General features: G+C 39.6%; 15 protein-coding genes. 9 read left to right on the forward strand and 6 right to left on the reverse strand.

Features of this window, described 5'->3' with window-relative positions:
* Positions 1–671: 671 nt before the first annotated feature.
* The 3 genes from MT390_RS18750 to MT390_RS18760 are packed head-to-tail and all read right to left on the reverse strand — an operon-like array spanning position 672 to position 3435.
* Positions 672–2129, reverse strand: coding sequence for an NAD-dependent succinate-semialdehyde dehydrogenase (locus MT390_RS18750; protein ID WP_499442692.1), 1458 nt, complete (start codon positions 2127–2129; stop codon positions 672–674).
* Entirely contained in the window at positions 2129–2572 is a 444-nt protein-coding gene (hpaR, locus tag MT390_RS18755) for a homoprotocatechuate degradation operon regulator HpaR (RefSeq protein ID WP_499442693.1), read from the reverse strand. Before hpaR ends, MT390_RS18750 begins: the two co-directional genes overlap by 1 nt.
* A 2-nt stretch (positions 2573–2574) precedes the next feature.
* A complete protein-coding gene (locus MT390_RS18760; RefSeq protein WP_499442695.1) occupies positions 2575–3435 on the reverse strand; it encodes a fumarylacetoacetate hydrolase family protein in 861 nt (286 codons plus the stop codon).
* A gap of 224 nt (positions 3436–3659) precedes the next feature.
* Between MT390_RS18760 and hpaE the strand changes: the two genes are divergently transcribed.
* The 6 genes from hpaE to MT390_RS18790 all read left to right on the forward strand — a co-directional run bounded on the left by hpaE (position 3660) and on the right by MT390_RS18790 (position 9251).
* Positions 3660–5174 (forward strand): 5-carboxymethyl-2-hydroxymuconate semialdehyde dehydrogenase, encoded by a 1515-nt coding sequence (hpaE, locus tag MT390_RS18765; RefSeq protein WP_499442696.1) that lies wholly within the window; start codon positions 3660–3662, stop codon positions 5172–5174.
* 25 nt (positions 5175–5199) lie between these two features.
* A complete protein-coding gene (gene hpaD / locus MT390_RS18770) occupies positions 5200–6051 on the forward strand; it encodes a 3,4-dihydroxyphenylacetate 2,3-dioxygenase (RefSeq protein ID WP_299662633.1) in 852 nt (283 codons plus the stop codon).
* Positions 6052–6063: 12 nt separating this feature from the next.
* The gene (locus MT390_RS18775) at positions 6064–6447 is read left to right on the forward strand and encodes a 5-carboxymethyl-2-hydroxymuconate Delta-isomerase (protein ID WP_499442697.1); all 384 of its coding nucleotides are present in this window, start codon (positions 6064–6066) and stop codon (positions 6445–6447) included.
* 26 nt (positions 6448–6473) lie between these two features.
* Complete coding sequence (gene hpaH / locus MT390_RS18780; protein ID WP_299662626.1) at positions 6474–7277, forward strand: 2-oxo-hept-4-ene-1,7-dioate hydratase; 804 nt, start codon at positions 6474–6476, stop codon at positions 7275–7277.
* Between the two features lie 12 nt (positions 7278–7289).
* The gene (locus MT390_RS18785; protein ID WP_299662623.1) at positions 7290–8087 is read left to right on the forward strand and encodes an aldolase/citrate lyase family protein; all 798 of its coding nucleotides are present in this window, start codon (positions 7290–7292) and stop codon (positions 8085–8087) included.
* A 390-nt stretch (positions 8088–8477) separates the two neighbouring features.
* The gene (locus MT390_RS18790) at positions 8478–9251 is read left to right on the forward strand and encodes a helix-turn-helix transcriptional regulator (RefSeq protein ID WP_299662621.1); all 774 of its coding nucleotides are present in this window, start codon (positions 8478–8480) and stop codon (positions 9249–9251) included.
* A 7-nt stretch (positions 9252–9258) separates the two neighbouring features.
* On the opposite strand, the gene MT390_RS18795 is transcribed toward MT390_RS18790, so the two are convergent.
* From MT390_RS18795 to MT390_RS18805, 3 genes are all read right to left on the reverse strand, one after another.
* On the reverse strand, positions 9259–11196 hold the full coding sequence (locus tag MT390_RS18795) for an FAD-dependent monooxygenase (protein ID WP_499442700.1): 1938 nt from the start codon (positions 11194–11196) through the stop codon (positions 9259–9261).
* A 332-nt stretch (positions 11197–11528) separates the two neighbouring features.
* Positions 11529–12041, reverse strand: a complete 513-nt coding sequence (gene napF / locus MT390_RS18800) for a ferredoxin-type protein NapF (protein ID WP_499442702.1) — start codon at positions 12039–12041, stop codon at positions 11529–11531.
* Positions 12034–12603, reverse strand: coding sequence for a TorD/DmsD family molecular chaperone (locus tag MT390_RS18805; protein ID WP_499442704.1), 570 nt, complete (start codon positions 12601–12603; stop codon positions 12034–12036). The genes napF and MT390_RS18805 overlap by 8 nt, the downstream gene beginning before the upstream one ends.
* A gap of 202 nt (positions 12604–12805) precedes the next feature.
* Here MT390_RS18805 and MT390_RS18810 point away from each other — a divergent pair, with 202 nt between their 5' ends.
* From MT390_RS18810 to MT390_RS18820, 3 genes are read left to right on the forward strand one after another with little or no spacing between them, the layout of a single operon-like run.
* Positions 12806–15247: a DmsA/YnfE/YnfF family dimethyl sulfoxide reductase gene (locus tag MT390_RS18810; RefSeq protein WP_499442705.1), complete on the forward strand. Its 2442-nt coding sequence runs from the start codon at positions 12806–12808 to the stop codon at positions 15245–15247.
* An 11-nt stretch (positions 15248–15258) separates the two neighbouring features.
* On the forward strand, positions 15259–15879 hold the full coding sequence (locus MT390_RS18815) for a DMSO/selenate family reductase complex B subunit (RefSeq protein WP_499442707.1): 621 nt from the start codon (positions 15259–15261) through the stop codon (positions 15877–15879).
* A gap of 1 nt (position 15880) precedes the next feature.
* A complete protein-coding gene (locus MT390_RS18820; RefSeq protein ID WP_499442709.1) occupies positions 15881–16726 on the forward strand; it encodes a dimethyl sulfoxide reductase anchor subunit family protein in 846 nt (281 codons plus the stop codon).
* Positions 16727–17293 lie beyond the last annotated feature (567 nt).

The raw sequence follows: 17293 nt of genomic DNA on the forward strand, positions 1-17293 counted from the left end.
TTTTATTATTGGCGGGCTTTTTAGTTTGTGGGGTGATCTAACAACAACTGCCTCTAATATTAACAGCTCAGTGTTACTCGTACTCTTACATACTCATTACTAACCCAAATATTTTTTACTTACCTTTGGAACATTAAGAGAGCTTTAAGAGAACATTAAGATAGCCGGCAATGCTTCATTTTAAATGAATGAACCTTTGCGTAAGCTTTGAGGCAAGCACGTTCTTTGTGGTTACATACTGACTATTAAATCTCAAATGGTCCTCCGCTTTGTAGCTTCATACGTAGAGTCTTTGCATGTTTGTTTGCTGATTTTCATGGCGAGTTATAACTACGATACAAGGGCCTTTATACAGGTCATCGCCTTATTGATGGCTTAATGACCTCTTATGGCTAGAAGGAGTGACAAATAAATTACTTGTTTTAAATAAAAATAAGGTTGATTTGAGGGAGTAAATAAACAGCTGTAATGACTAGGTTACTTTTGATGAATTATAGAAGGGAGATAACATTTAGGGAAAGTTTGTACTGTGATGGACAATATTGTTACAAATAATATTGCGATGAATAGTAAAGCTAAAAGTGAGATTATAAATAAGAAAGAGTAACGTTATGAATCATAATGTTACTCTTTATTAGTGTTAACAAAGGCTTTAAAATTATTAAAACCTATTAACTACCTAGACCGCCTAAACAGATGTATTTCATTTCTGTGTAATCATCTAAACCGTATTTAGAGCCTTCTCGGCCATTACCTGATTCTTTGATGCCACCAAAAGGAACCATAGCGGAGCTGATCGCGACTTCATTGATACCTACCATGCCATATTCTATGTTGGTAGCCATTCGCCAAGCACGGCTAATGTTGTCGGTAAAGACATAGGAAGCAAGACCAAATTCAGTATCATTGGCTAAATCAACAGCCTCTTGCTCACTATGGAATTTGAAGATCGGTGCAACAGGTCCAAAGATCTCTTCTCTAAAAATTTCCATTTTAGCATCAAGATTGGTCAAAATAGTCGGCTCAAAAAAGCAGCTTCCTAAATCTGATATGTTGCCGCCAATTTCTACTTTTGCACCTTGTTTAATTGCTTGCTGAACCAAATTATTAACATCATTAGCTGCTTTTTCTGATACTAATGGACCGTGTGTGGTGCCTTGATCAAATCCATTACCTAATTTAAATTGTTCAACTCTTGCTTTAAGTTTAGCGACAAACAGATCATAAATACCGTCTTGAACCAATATTCTATTTGCGCAAATGCAGGTTTGGCCTGAGTTTCTGTATTTGGAGGCAAGCGTTGCTTCTATCGCTTTATCCATATCGGCATCATCAAAAATAATGAGTGGTGCATTACCGCCTAATTCCATTGAAGTTCTTTTAACGGTATCTGCACATTGCTTCATTAGCACTTTACCAACAGGTGTTGAGCCTGTGAACGTAAGCTTACGAACAATCGAGCTATCAGTTAATACTTTACCTAGGTCACGTGATTTACCAACAATGACGTTGATTACCCCCGCAGGAATACCTGCACGCTCTGCTAATTCAGCTAATGCTAATGCAGATAAAGGAGTTTCTAGTGCGGGTTTAATAATGATCGTACAACCTGCAGCTAAAGCTGGCGCAGCTTTACGAGTGATCATTGCATTAGGAAAGTTCCACGGAGTGATAGCAGCAACAACACCGACAGGTTGACGAATGACTAAGGCTTGTTTGTCTTGGCCTGGTAAATTGATCACATCGCCATAAATACGTTTAGCTTCTTCTGCAAACCATTCAACATAAGAAGCACCATAATCGATTTCACCAAGTGATTCCGCAAGCGTTTTACCTTGCTCCATCGTCATGATCGCAGCAAGATCTTGTTTATTTGCGATGATCAGGTCAAACCATTTTTTTAATAATTCAAAACGTGTTTGTACTGATGTTGTTTTCCACGTTTGAAATGCAGTATTTGCATCATCAATGACTGTTTTTGCATCTTGTTCATTGGACAGTGCAAGTGTAGTAATAACTTCACCTGTTGCAGGGTTAAGGACATCAGCCTGTGTTTCTGCTTTAGTTATCCATTTACCGTTAAGGTAACTACCCGATTTTAATAAGGTTGAATCGATTAAACTATTCATTAATCACTCTCTTCTAAAGTTTGGATCAAATCATCTAGCAATTCATATAAAAGCTCTAATTTTCTGACGCCGAATTTTTCTTCAATCGCAACGTAGCGTTCAATGGATTTTGGTGCGATTTTAGCAAACAGTTCACGGCCCAAATTAGTTAGTAATATTTTTGATCTACGTTGGTCATGCTCGGAAGCTTGACGTTCAACCAGCTTTTCTTTTACTAGAAACGTAATAATTCTTGATAGGCTTGGCATAAGCAAATAACAACGTTCTGCAATAGTGCTTATGTCAAGGCCATTTTCATGCTCCAAAGCTCGGATCACACGCCACTGCTGTGGTGTTAAGCCATGTTCTTTTAGTGATGGAATGAATTTTTTCATCACTGCTTCTCTTGTCTGCAATAGCGTCATTGGAAGTGAACGTTCGAAACTACGGAGTCTTTTAGTCATAATTATAAATCTTCGTCCTTAACACCATTAACTAAGGTACCAATACCTTCTACTTCGATTTCAACCACGTCGCCCGGTGCTAGGTAACGAGGCGGTTCAAAACGCGCACCAGCACCATTTGGTGTACCCGTTGCAATAACGTCACCAGGCTTTAAGTGGAAGAACTTTGAAAAGTAGCTAATGATATATTTAAAAGGAAACATCATACTCGCAGTTGTATCATCCTGTCTAACTTCACCATTAACTCGTGTTGTGACGCGCAAGTTTTCAAACTGCTCTGCTGTAAATTCATCGGCACTGACCATCCATGGGCCAATCGCGCCTGAGTGAATAAAGTTTTTACCTTGAGTCACATTAAATTTAGCATGGCGAACCCAGTCACGAAGTGTGCCTTCATTCATGATAGTTAAACCGGCAATATGGTCGTAAGCATCTTCTTCTGAAATACGACGACCTGCTTTACCAATGATGATCACTATTTCACCTTCATAATCGAGCTTGTGTGATTCAGGTGGTCTAATAAGGGGGTGGTCATGGCCAGTAAATGAGTCAGGCGTGCGTAAAAATAAACTTGGATATTCTGGATCATCAGAACCATCTTTGTATTCAGCATTTCGGTTTGCGTAGTTAACACCGACACAGGCAATTTTTCCAGGATTACTGATTGGTGGTAAAAACTCAACTTCTTCTGCTTGATAATCAACATCCAGTGCTTTAGCCAGCTTTTTCATTGCTTCAAGTTTATCATCTTGTAGAACTTGCAATAAACTCCCGCCTACTAAGTTACCTAAATCAATAACGCCTTGATCAGTTATTACTCCCCAAGACTCTTTACCTTCACGAACAAATGTTAGAAATTTCATTTTGGATCCCTCATTAAAAAAATCAATTAAAGCATAACACGTTAACTAATTGCCCGCAGTTTTTTGTACTTTTCATTCATTATGTGTATCAAATCCCGTTTTTATTCATAAGAGAAGAACTAGGGTTGACCTTTAAAATAAATATACTTAACCTGTTAACTAATATTTTATACAAAGACTTTTATCTGAACATATTTTAATTAATTTATAAATTGGAGTGACTCATGTCTGAATTTGAAAATAACTTAAGTAGAGCTGAAAACTATTTATCACGATTTAAAAATGTACCTTTAGGGCATTTTGTTGATGGTGAGTTTTATAGCAATCAGAGTACATTTACTAATTTCACTCCGGTAGATAATACGTCTATTGGTGAAGTTTCAGAGGGCACTGAAGCAGATATGGATAAAGCCTGCGAAGCGGCTAAAAAAGCATTTCCTGCTTGGCGTGATATGCCTGGCGCAGAGCGTAAAAAACTTTTACATCATTTTGCAGATAAAATAGTTGAACGAGCGGATGAAATCGCTTTAGTAGAATCAATGGATTGTGGTCAACCGATTCGATTTATGAAACAGGCTGCAATTCGTGGCGCGGCTAATTTTAGATTCTTCGCTGATAAAGCGGCTGAAGCACAAAATGGTTTATCGCTTCATCAAGATGAACATACCAACTTCACTATACGCACTCCGATTGGTCCTGTTGGCATCATTACACCTTGGAATACGCCGTTTATGTTGGCGACATGGAAAATAGCACCGGCCTTGGCTTCTGGTTGTACTATCGTCCATAAACCTGCAGAAAAAACGCCACTCAGTGCTATGTTGATGGCTGAAATAGCCAAAGAAGCTGGTATCCCCGATGGCGTGTGGAATACAGTAAATGGCTTAGGTACTACGGTAGGTAAACGTATGACTGAACACCCTGCAATAAAAGCAGTGGCTTTAGTCGGAGATTCTGCAACTGGTCGCCATATTATGCGTCAAGGTGCTGATACCTTAAAACGTGTGCATTTTGAGTTAGGCGGAAAAAATCCTGTTATTGTATTTGATGATGCTAATTTTGAGCGTGCATTAGATGCAGTTGTCTTCATGATTTATAGCCTTAATGGTCAACGTTGTACTTCTTCAAGCCGTTTATTAATTCAAAATGGCATTAAAGAAAAATTCCTTTCTGCACTAGAGAAACGCGTTGCTAACTTGAAAGTCGGTCATCCACTTGACCCAAATACGGAAGTAGGGCCATTAGTACATAAAGAACACTTTGATAAAGTGATGCGTTATATGAGTATTGCACAACAAGACGGCGTAACCACTAAAGTAGGTGGCATCCATCGTGTTGATTTAGGCACTGGCAACTATGTTTCACCTACTTTATTTACCGATGCCGATAATACAATGCGTGTCGCGCGTGAAGAGATATTTGGTCCAGTATTAACCACTATTGGTTTTGAAACAGAAGAGCAAGCAATCAATATTGCAAATGACTCAGACTACGGTTTATCGGGTTATATTTGGACAGAGAACACAGGCCGAGCAATGCGCATGGCAAAACAAGTTGAGTCAGGTATGTTATGGGTTAACTCTGAAAATAATCGTAACTTACCTTCACCATTTGGTGGCATTAAATCATCGGGTATTGGTCGCGATGGTGGTGATTGGAGTTTCGACTTCTATATGGAAACTAAAAACGTGTGTATTGCACATGGCACACATAAAGTACCCGTTTTAGGTGCACTTTAAATCTTAAATATTAAGGAAATTTAATATGGGTAAACTTGCATTTGCTGCCAAAATAACACACGTCCCATCGATGTATTTATCAGAGATGGAAGGCGAACATAAAGGTTGTCGTGAAGCGGCAATCAACGGGCATAAAGAAATTTCACGCCGTTGCAGAGAACTAGGTGTGGATACGATTGTAGTATTTGATACGCACTGGTTGGTTAATTCTGGTTATCACATTAATAACGCGCCAAAGTTCGAGGGTGTTTATACCAGTAATGAGCTGCCACATTTTATTAAAAATATGCCCTACAGCTATGATGGCAATGTTGAATTAGGCGACATAATCGCCGATGTTGCTAACAAAGAGGGCGTAGCCGTAAGAGCACATTCCGATACAACATTAGGTATGGAATATGGCACGTTAGTACCCATGCGTTATATGAACGAAGACAAACATTTTAAAGTCGTGTCGATTTCTGCAATGTGCCAAGTTCATGATTTGAACGATAGTGCAAAGCTGGGTGCCGCATTAAGAAAAGCCATTGAAGAAGAATATGATGGAACCGTTGCTATTTTTGCTTCAGGTTCATTATCGCATCGTTTTGCTCAAAATGGCGTATCAGAACACTATCTACACAAAACATGGTCACCACTGTTAGAAAATATCGATCATCGTGTTGTTGAGATGTGGGAGCAAGGTGAGTGGGCAACCTTCACTGAAATGTTACCTGAGTATGCACTTAAGTGTCATGGGGAAGGTTTTATGCATGATACAGCGATGCTATTGGGTGCGTTAGGTTGGGATCAGTACAAGGGCAAGGTCGAAGTTGTGACACCTTACTTTGGTAGTTCTGGCACCGGCCAAATTAACGCCATTTTCCCAGTTGAATAAGAGAGGTTTACGATGCCACATTTTATATTAGAACACTCTGGCAATTTAGAAGATAAGCAACTGAATGTAGATACCTTATTCTCAGATTTAATTGAAACAGCTGTTTCTACAGGGATTTTTCCCTTAGCGGGGATCCGCTGCCGTGCTCATAAATGCGAACAATTCAGAATTGCCGATGGCACCAAAAGTTTTGGATTTGTTCATCTAAATGTTCGTATTGGTTCAGGGCGAACCGAAGAGCAGAAAGCAAGTTCAGCTAAACTTTTATTTTCGGTGTTAACCGAGCATCTAGCGAGTATTTATGATAATCAGGGGCTGGCTATTTCATTTGAGCTTACTGAGCTACCGGAACATAAATTTAATAAAAATAACCTTCGTGACTATCTTGCGAAATAATAAAAATTAATGGGGAGAGTTTTTTTATGCTCAGTCAACAAATCATTGAACAAGCTGCAATTGACCATTTACAAGCAGAAGCGAGTACTACGCAAGGTAAACCATTATCAATTAAATACCCTGATATGACCTTAGAAGATGGTTATGCAATTCAAAAAAGTTGGGTTAATAAAAAAATAGAACAAGGCCAAAAAGTGGTCGGTTACAAAATTGGATACACTTCACGTGCTATGCAAAAAGCATTAAACATTAATGAACCCGATTTTGGTGTGTTACTTGATAGCATGGTTTATAACGATGGTGATCAAATTGATGTGTCTAAATTCTGTGATCCTAGAATCGAAGTTGAGCTTGCCTTTGTGTTAAAAGATCGTTTAGAAGGTGAAAACATCACCATTTTTGACGTATTAAATGCGACCGACTATGTGGTACCTACGTTAGAATTGATTGATGCTCGAACTCATCGTAAGGACCCTGAAACAGGTTACACTCGAAAAGTAATGGATACTGTTGCTGACAATGCGGGTAATGCTGCGATCATTATAGGTGGCCGCCCAATTAAGCCATTAGATATGGATTTACGCTGGTGTGGTGGTATCTTAAATATTAATGGCGTAGTTGAAGAAACAGGCCTTGCGGCAGCGGTACTTAATCATCCTGCGAATGGTATTTGCTGGGTGGCTAAACGTTTTGCGCCACACGGTATTTCACTTGAACCAGGGCAGATTATTTTATCAGGCTCTTTTACTGCGCCAGTGGCGGTGAAAGCCGGTGATACAGTCAATGCTGATTACGGTCCATTAGGCACTATTTCTTGTCATTTTGTTTAAGAAGGGCTGTTAATGAAATTACCAAAAAATAAATTTAAACAAGCATTGAAGTCCAACAAAACCCAGTTTGGGTTGTGGATGGGATTACCGGACACCATTTGTGCTGAAATAGGCGCAGGTGCTGGTTTTGATTGGTTGTTAATCGATGCGGAACATGCACCCTATGATTTGCGCGGTATCCAAAGTCACTTACAAGCCATTGCACCCTACGACGTGCCCGCAATAGTAAGGCCACCGGAAGGCACAACTGCAGGTATTAAACAGTTACTTGATATTGGTGCACAGACTTTATTGATACCTATGGTTAATACCGCCGAGCAAGCGAAGCAGTTAGTGAAAGACTCTTTATATCCACCACAAGGTATTAGAGGTTTGGGTACATCGATGGCACGTGCTGCGCATTGGAATGGTATTGAAGGCTACTTACAAAAAGCCAATGATGAAATTTGTCTTATTGTGCAAGCGGAAACCAAGCAAGCTATCGATAATTTAGAAGAGATCGTTAATATCGAGGGCGTTCATGGGGTGTTTATTGGCCCTTCTGATTTATCAGCTTCTATGGGTTATGTTGGTAATCCAGGACATCCAGAAGTTGTTGCTGCCGTTGAAAAAGGGATTAAAACAATCTTAAAAGCAGGCAAAGCAGCAGGAGTATTAGCCGTTGATAAAACATTGGCTGAAGGCTATGCCGCAATAGGGGCTAGTTTTGTTGGTGTGGGTGTTGATGCAAGTTTATTAGCAACGTCTTTGCGTAATCTTGCTAGTCAATATTGTGATGAAGATGGAAAAGAAATTACAGCTAGCTATTAGTCGCTAAATATTAATTGCTAAAAATTAATCGCTAAAAATTAATCGCTAGTTGTTAAACATTAGCTACTAGCGATTAATCAAACATTTGAACATGATATTCATTTCATCATCGCATTTATTTTAGTCGGTAAGTTTAACGACTAAAACCCACCTAAGCATATAAAAAGTGATGGTTAATATTCCTATATGACTATCACTTTCTGCTCATTGTTTATCGTATTATTTTGCAATCATTTGCAGTAGCTAAATAATCATTTGTAGTCATCAAATAATAGTTTGTAGTAGTGCAACTGTTGACGATACCTACTTGTAACCTCTTGGCATCGATTTTTAAATATAGTGCGAGTAACCCTAATATTTCATTGGCAAACTTTATAGAAGGTACATATTTTGGAAAAAATTCAAAGTGATCAAATGAGTGAATCAACGACGAATTTACTCGACTATACAACGCGTTGTATTCAACACGCGGGTACAGAAGCATTCTATCTACCGTTTTTTGAAATGATTAAACATTATTTTGGTGCGGACCAATGTTCGGTCTTTTTCTTGGGAGAGCGTTCTACTATCGAGTGTTTGCTTTCGCGTGATTTTCACGACGATTTACTTGCTCGTAATTTATCGAATGCTTACGTTGAAGGCGCTTACAATTACGATCCAAATTACCCGCTATTAAATGCTTTACCTATTGGTGAAACAACCATATCGCATTTTCAAGATTTCAAAATTGGTATGGTAGATAGTTACCAGGAGCATTTTTTTAAACAAAGTGACCTCGCTGATAAGGTGAGTATCTTAACGGCTGATAAAGTGGGTAAATATTATATTAACCTTTATCGTCGCAAAGGCCGTCAATCCTTTATGGAGCAACGCCTTTTTAATGATCCTAGTGAAGCAAACTTATTGGCTGCCATTATTAGCCAGCATTTTCGTTTAACTAAACAAATTAGTAATGATGGACCTTTATCGTTTCTTTCAGAAAGAGAACGCCAAGTTTGCCAAGGTATTTTGTGCGGTAAAAAAATGGAAGCAGTGGGAGCTGACGTAGGTATTGCAACCAGTAGCGCGATCACCTATAAAAAACGCGCTTTTATCAAGCTCGGGATAACAAGTCGAACCTCCTTGTTCAACTTGTGCCACAGAAGCATGGTATTAGAGAGTTAAAAGTGATCTATTGATTTGCTGGGATCATAAACGTATCGAAGAACTCAGCTAGTTTCTCATGTTCATCTAACGCTAATATATTGCCAATGTGTTGATCAGGTCGAACAACAACCATACAACCTTGCTCACGGTTTATACCACGTAGTTCAAAAACATCATTACCTGGCTCTGCATGGAAGACTTTCTCATAATCTCTTAACCCATAGATACCTTTAGCGGGCCATAGGAAGTCATGCATATTCTCAATTGACAAGTCTGGTTGCTGGAACACTGCGTAGACATCTAATATTGAGTCAATGTCTGCATCCGCTGGTGTATATCTTTTGACAGGTGATGAGTTTGCCGTCGCTAAAAATTCTATCAATTGATACGCCGCAGAGGAGCTGTCACCTGGATTTTGTTTATTACCAAAAATAAAGATTCTCCATCTGCCATCGGCTTTATTTAAATGACCTAAATGTTCTCTTCTACCATCTGCAACACGAATAGCTTCAGCAGAATGAAAACGTTGACCAATTTTTAAGCCGGTTGCTAATTGTTGATTTTCTGCTCCCATGCAAATGTACGAAGGGTTGTATTCAATTGAGGTACCGGAAACAAAGCCATTTTGTCTGGCCATAAATTTTTCAATATCTGCGGTATTAGTTTTGGCTTCTGGAGCACTTTTATTCGACGTTGGTTGTGTTGCAACCAATTTTGATAATTGCCTATCTGCTTCTATCAACTGCAACGCCACTTTACGACGTTCAATGGCATAGGTTTGTAATAATTCAGGCTTACACTTACCCTGTAAAACGGACGCGACTTTCCAACCGAGATTAAAGGTATCCGGTAAAGACGTATTTAATCCCCAACCGCCTTTAGGGCTGTGAGTATGACATGCATCACCCGCAACAAATGCGCGTGGAATACGACCATCAGGGTTATCAAGTGGAGTATCATCAAATTTCTCAGCAATACGTTGGCCCACTTCATAAATAGACCACCAAGCGACTTCTTTAACATCGAGTTTATACGGGTGCATAATTTGCTGTGCTTTAGCAATAACATCTTCTGCTTTAAGGTTGAGATCCGCCGCACGTTGATCTTTACCTAATAACCCAAGCTCAATATAAAACCTGACTAAATACCCACCTTCACGGGGGATAGTCATTACCGCGCCAAATTCTTTCGATTGAATAAAGCTTTTAACACGAATATCAGGAAAGTCTGTCACTAATAATAGATCCATCACCCCCCAAGCTTTATTCGCAGAATCTCCTTTTAAGTTAATTGATAGGCCACGACGGACTGAACTCCGAGCACCATCGGTTCCGACAATATATTTAGCTTTCACGATTTCTATTTTTGGAGAGTCAGAACCATCATTTAATTCAAATTTTGCTGTAATGGGATGTGCATCTAAATCTTGAGTTAAGTATTGATCAACCGTTAACTCAATGAGTCGTCGACTATAATGAGGAACTAAACCAGTCACAGAGTTTTTCATGCCCTCTAATAACAATTCATGCAGACGTGCCTGGTTGACAATGCCATGTGCAAATTCAGACAAACCAATGCGTGCATCGGCTACTTTATGTGTGCGTTTAATTTTGTCTGGGTGCTGACTGTCCGGCTCCCAAAATGTATTCTGATTTAATCGATATGCTTCTTTAACAATCATTTCACTGCTATTAAAGCCTTCCATAATCTCAATAGTACGGCATGATATTCCATCGGCACGTCCAAACTGTAGCGGTCCATCTTCTAAATCAGCAATACAGGTTGTAATATCATTAAATTCAGATAGCTGTCTTGCCATTGTTAGGCCTGCAGGTCCACAACCTACAATCAATACATCGACCTCTTTTGGTAGGTCGACAATAGGTGGAGTAGGGGCTGGTTTTCTAATCGAATCTGGAATTTGGTAATTGCCAGGCTTAAAACCATTCAAGTGGTATTGCATAAAATAATCTCCTAACTCATCAATAGTCTGTGCTGTAAATAGTGTTTTTTTATAGTAAGTAACTCTATATGAATTGGTCCATTCAGACTGTCATCTAAAAAAGGGGACATATAAAAATAAGAATTAATAACCTAACTAACACTTTGAAATTAAATAACTAAATGATTTCACTGTAATCAAAATTAGTCTAAGTGCCTACCCTTAACGACCTTCAAGCAAGCTAAAGTGTTAACTAGATCTCCACTAATGAGGATTGAGATGTATTTGTTATTCGATGAGGTAGTTTGAACCATGAAGTTTGAACAAGCTGATTTGCCGTTGAGCAGGGCTCATTATGAGCTTAACTGCATTGAGATAGCTCCCATATAACAACTGCTACGACATTGCCCACAACCATTACACAAATCTTCGTTGAGTACTGGTAATTCACCATCTTCAATTGAGATCGCCGCCTGTGGGCAAGCCATTTGGCAGTGTTGACACTCCATTTGCAGATAGTTATTACAGGTATTGGTAAAAACAGGATGAAGGTTTATCTTGAGTGGCATCGATGCATGCAGCGCTCCTGTTGGGCAAGCCTTAAGGCATTCACCGCATAAGCTACATTCATTGTAATCGAGATTGAGTTTGGCGACACCATCGCTCATTTCTATTACGCTATTGGGGCATGCTTTTTGGCATTCCCCACAGTTATCACAAAGGCGAAGAAACAATACTTCATTAACCGCGTAAGGTGGGCGAGGTTGACTATGCGGTGTTATCTCTGGCGCACTATTGCAAGCCTGAATCGGTTGATACAAACGTAACAGAAAATTTCGACGGTTATTATTGATTGATTCAGTCATAAATGTGTACTTTTTTAGGGAGAACATTCATATTTTTTTCTGCGATTAATAGTTGAAGCCAAGCTTGCGTATCGTTTGCCATGTGCTTATAGAATAAATTGGGTGATTTTTTATTTAACTGTTGTAGATATGCTAGCCCCCATGGCAGTAAATGTACTTCCATTAACTCGATTGCAGCTTGCTGCTTATCTTGTTCAATCAAATAGGCAAAAGCCAATAACATTAAACCAAATTGATCTTCCGGCTCACGCACTCCCGTATTCAGAGATATTGAATTAAGCTGTAAAAATTGTCGGTACGTTAACGTTGATTCTCCAAATAGCACCCGTTCTTTATCTAAATATACTGAGCCCCATGGTGGTACTGGCATATCACCAAGTCCCTCGAATAGTATCGAAAAGTCGTTGTGCAATTGTGTTTTATCAATTGCAATGGCGGCTTCTAATGTTTGCTTTTCTAATACTTCGTCATCAACTAAAGCTGAAACTAATGTTATTAACTCTGTTTTTGAACAGTGTTGATAAAATAATGTACCCAATAATTTGGCCGTATCGACAATCATTCCCATTACCTTTATTTTTGATATTTTAAGCTAGTTTACTTACTTAACTGCTTGTTTCTATGAGTCACTACACAATTATTGACGGTTATAATTATTTAAGAAGGATTATTGATTTTTATCAATTAAACCATATTAAAAGTGTGTCTTTTTGTTTTGATAATTATATATTTCTTATCACTAGCAATATAAAAGGCATATCTTTATGACGAATATAATTGAAGAATCTGGTGTATTGAATCTTACTCGGCGGGGCTTTATTAAAGCCTCTTCTGCGGTAGTTAGTACTGCCGCATTAGCGAGCGGAATAAGTCTACCTTTTAGGTCTAATCCTGTTGCAGCAGCTGTCTCTGACCAAGTTGACGAAAAAGTGGTATGGAGTGCCTGTACGGTGAACTGTGGATCTCGCTGCCCACTTAGAATGCATGTACAAAATGGTGAAATAAAATACGTAGAAACAGACAATATCGGTAACGATGAGTATGGCGACCATCAAATTCGCGCATGCCTTCGTGGTCGTTCAATGCGTCGCCGTGTTTACAATCCTGATCGTTTAAAATACCCAATGAAACGTGTTGGCAATCGAGGTGAAGGTAAGTTTAAGCGTATTACATGGGAAGAGGCGTACGATGAAGTTGCCGGTACCATGCAACGCCTGATTAAAGATTATGGAAATGATTCAATATACCTCAACTATGGTACGGGTACATTAGGCGGTACGGTTACTAAATCTTGGCCGCCCAAAGCAACCTTAATTGCACGTTTAATGAATTTATGTGGTGGTTATCTTAACCATTATGGTGATTACTCTACTGCACAAATCTCAGCAGGCTTGAACTACACCTATGGTGGTTGGGCATATAACAACTCTTTCTCGGATCTTGAAAATACTAAGCTTAATATTCAATTTGGCAATAATCCGGCCGAAACTCGCATGTCGGGTGGTGGTCTGATTCATCACTATATTGTAAGTAAAAATCGTTCTAATGCTAAAACTATCATTATCGACCCTCGATACACTGATACTGCTGGTGGTCGTGAAGATCAGTGGATCCCAATCCGTCCTTCTACCGATGCCGCGTTAGTAGCGGGCCTTGCCCACGTGATGATCACAGAAGACTTAGTCGACCAAGCCTTTCTAGATAAATATTGTGTTGGCTATGATCAGAAAACCTTGCCGGCTTCAGCGCCTAAAAATGCTGATTACAAATCATATATTTTAGGTCTAGGTGACGATGGTATTGAAAAAACACCTAACTGGGCATCTAAAATCACTGGTATTCCAGTTGATACGATTATAAAACTTGGCCGTGAAATGGGCACTAATAGACCATGTGCAATTCACCAAGGCTGGGGATTACAACGCTCTGCAAATGGAGAGTTAGCTTGCCGCGCTATTGCAATGCTGTCGATGCTGACGGGGTCCGTGGGCGTTTCTGGTGGTTCAACTGGTGCTCGTGAAAGTGATATCAATATTCCGTTCGTTCGCTTTCCACAAGTAGACAATCCGATCCAGACTTCGATTTCAATGTTCTTATGGACCGATGCGATTCACCGTCATCACGAAATGACAGATAAAACCGATGGTGTGCGCGGGGCCGAGCGCCTACAAAATCCAATTAAAATGATCTGGAATTATGCAGGTAACTGTTTGATCAACCAACATTCTGATATCAATCGAACTCGTGAGATCTTACAAGATGACAAGGCCTGTGAAATGATTGTGGTTATCGACAATCATATGACCTCGTCGGCTAAGTACGCTGACATCATTCTTCCTGACTTAACCACTTCAGAGCAAGACGACTGGTGTATGGATGGTAAAGCCGCCAACATGCCTTATTTTATCTATGCACAAAAAGCGATTGAGCCTCAATTTGAAGCGAAGAGTATTTATGAGATGTGTTCTCAACTTGCAAAACGCATGGGCGTAGAACAAGCGTTTACGGAAGGACGTACTCAAGAGCAATGGATAGAGCATTTGTATGCTGAAACACGTAAGCAAGATCCATCACTGCCAACCTTTGAAAAGATGAAAGAGATTGGCATCTACAAACGTAAATACGATCATCATTACATCGCCTATGAAGCGTTCCGCAAAGACCCGGATGCAAACCCATTAAATACACAAAGTGGTAAAATTGAGATTTACTCTGAACAATTAGCTGAAATTGCCAAAACTTGGAAGCTTAAAGAAGATGAAGTGATTCATCCTTTGCCTATTTATGTTGACTCCTTTGAGGGACATAAAGATCCATTGACCTCGAAGTATCCATTGCAGTTAACCGGCTTCCACTTTAAAGCACGTTGTCATTCAACCTACGGAAACGTAGCTGAGCTTAAAGCCGCTGCTCGTCAAGAAGTATGGATCAATCCTATTGACGCTAAAGAACGTGGTATTGAACACGGTGATATGGTGAGTATCTATAACGACCGCGGTGAAGTGCGTATTGCAGCTAAGGTAACGCCTCGTATTTTACCTCGAGTAGTCGCACTAGGTGAGGGGGCTTGGTATGCACCCGACGGCCAAAAAGTTGACCATGCCGGTTCGATTAACGTGTTGACAACTCAACGCCCAAGCCCGCTTGCTAAGGGTAACCCTCAGCACTCGAACCTTGTTCAAATCAAAGCAGTACAAAAAGCGTAAGGTAGGTTTAAATGAAACAATACGGATTTTATATTGATTCAAGTAAATGCACAGGTTGTAAAACTTGCCAACTTGCTTGTAAAGATTATCGAGACTTAGGCATTAAACAAAACTACCGACGCGTGTACGAGTATGAAGGTGGAAGTTTTGTCCAAAATGGTGATACCTGGCTACAGAAAGATGTGTTCTCTTATTATCTTTCAATTGCATGTAACCACTGTTCAGATCCTGCATGTGTCAAAGTATGCCCGTCCGGTGCGATGCATAAACGCGATGAAGATGGTTTTGTGGTGGTTGACGAAGATGTTTGTATTGGTTGTCAGCATTGCAGTAATGCGTGTCCTTACGGTGCACCTCAGTTCAACAAAGAGGCCGGTCATATGACCAAATGTGATGGCTGCTATGAACGTGTTGCCGAAGGAAAACAACCTATGTGTGTCGAGTCTTGTCCACTGCGTGCGTTAGAGTTTGGTGAAATCCATATTTTGCGAGAAAAATACGGTACCAATGCTGACGTGGCACCACTGCCATCATCCAGCCTAACACTGCCAAACATTGTTATTAAGCTGAATAAAAATGCAAAACCAACGGGTGATACCACTGGTTTCTTAGCAAATCCAAAGGAGGTATAAGATGATTTTTCATGAGTGGTCTTTGATCTTCTTTACTGTGTTAGCACAAACCGCAGTAGGGGGATATTTACTAGTCAGTAGCCGAGCATTAGCAATGGGACATTCGGTAGAGAAGATAAACAGTTATAAAGTACCCATGTTTGTTCTTTGGGCAATTATGGGTATTGGTTTTATATTTTCTACTACCCACTTAGGTTCACCTCTGCGTGCGTTCAACGCATTCAATCAACTTGGCACAGCATGGCTATCTAACGAAGTGTTTTTTGGTGCGGCATTCTTTGCTGTCGGAGGTTTGCAATGGTTATTATCTGTACTTAAAAAGGGTGGTGCCAACCTGCAAAAAGCGTTGATGGTGGTTGCGATGGTGTTAGGCGCTATCTTTATGTATTCCATGGTCAAGGTTTACATGATTGATACGGTACCCACTTGGTTTAACATTTATACACCTATCAGTTTTGTCATGACTATAGTTGTCGCAGGGTTACTGCTTTCTCAGTTTGTGTTTGTTTCAGCGAAAGACAGTCGCTTCAGCATAGATCGCAACATTGCTATATTAGCGATTGTCGCTATCGCGCTTAGTTTGTTAGCAACCATCGGCAAAGCGAACCTAATTGGTGATATACAGTCCTCAGTTGTTAAAGCATCTGAACTGGTTGATGGACTTAGTTCTTACCTATTGATACAAGTGGCGTTGTTAATGCTTGGTTTATTGTTTTGGATTGTCCCTCTTGTCAATAAATCTTCTGTAAGCTCTATCACTTTATCCGTTGCATTGGTTCTGGTATTAGCATCAGAGTTGGTTGGCCGCGGTTTATTTTACAGTTTACATATGACATCTGGCTTATAACCACAGGAGCTCTACGATAAATAAAAACTGTAAGATAAAACAGAAAAATTAGAGCTTGGCGTAGTTGGAGTTATAGCTGTGCTGGTGTAGTTATACTGATGTAGTTGTAATGATGTAGTTATATTGTGGCTAAGCAATTAGCCACAAAGTTATCATTAATCGTTCCGTACTAGGTTGTTCAGATTAATGTTAAAACTTGGAAAACGGTACAAAACGGCTTAATAAATTATTAGGTTTCTTACTACTTAAGTACGAAAACCCTTAAAGAATATTCGGCGGATTCAACATTGAAGTGCATAACAACTAAGCTTGTCTTATTTTTGAACAATCATTAAATCGGATAGCGGGCTTCTTACACAATTTGCACCAGCTTGTAATACGTGAGTATAAATTTGTAGGAAACTAGTGGACAGCCATAAACTTTGACTAATAGTCATTATCAATCTATTTTTTAATCATGTAGTTTTACATGCTCGGAGGTAGTTTGTTATGACGCAATCTCGACAATCCCAAGTATCGCTTGCCGATACGCCTTATTACCATTGCATTTCCCGTTGTGTTCGCCGT

Source organism: Vibrio sp. 2-Bac 85 (genome assembly GCF_037546705.1).
GTDB lineage: Bacteria > Pseudomonadota > Gammaproteobacteria > Enterobacterales > Psychromonadaceae > Psychromonas.

Coding starts and splice junctions, on each gene's coding strand:
- MT390_RS18785 (WP_299662623.1), top strand. CDS start 7,290: ATGAAATTACCAAAAAATAAATTTAAACAAGCATTGAAGTCCAACAAA.
- MT390_RS18820 (WP_499442709.1), top strand. CDS start 15,881: ATGATTTTTCATGAGTGGTCTTTGATCTTCTTTACTGTGTTAGCACAA.
- MT390_RS18805 (WP_499442704.1), bottom strand. CDS start 12,603: ATGATTGTCGATACGGCCAAATTATTGGGTACATTATTTTATCAACAC.
- MT390_RS18775 (WP_499442697.1), top strand. CDS start 6,064: ATGCCACATTTTATATTAGAACACTCTGGCAATTTAGAAGATAAGCAA.
- MT390_RS18760 (WP_499442695.1), bottom strand. CDS start 3,435: ATGAAATTTCTAACATTTGTTCGTGAAGGTAAAGAGTCTTGGGGAGTA.
- hpaD (WP_299662633.1), top strand. CDS start 5,200: ATGGGTAAACTTGCATTTGCTGCCAAAATAACACACGTCCCATCGATG.
- MT390_RS18815 (WP_499442707.1), top strand. CDS start 15,259: ATGAAACAATACGGATTTTATATTGATTCAAGTAAATGCACAGGTTGT.
- napF (WP_499442702.1), bottom strand. CDS start 12,041: ATGACTGAATCAATCAATAATAACCGTCGAAATTTTCTGTTACGTTTG.
- MT390_RS18795 (WP_499442700.1), bottom strand. CDS start 11,196: ATGCAATACCACTTGAATGGTTTTAAGCCTGGCAATTACCAAATTCCA.
- hpaR (WP_499442693.1), bottom strand. CDS start 2,572: ATGACTAAAAGACTCCGTAGTTTCGAACGTTCACTTCCAATGACGCTA.
- hpaH (WP_299662626.1), top strand. CDS start 6,474: ATGCTCAGTCAACAAATCATTGAACAAGCTGCAATTGACCATTTACAA.
- hpaE (WP_499442696.1), top strand. CDS start 3,660: ATGTCTGAATTTGAAAATAACTTAAGTAGAGCTGAAAACTATTTATCA.
- MT390_RS18810 (WP_499442705.1), top strand. CDS start 12,806: ATGACGAATATAATTGAAGAATCTGGTGTATTGAATCTTACTCGGCGG.
- MT390_RS18750 (WP_499442692.1), bottom strand. CDS start 2,129: ATGAATAGTTTAATCGATTCAACCTTATTAAAATCGGGTAGTTACCTT.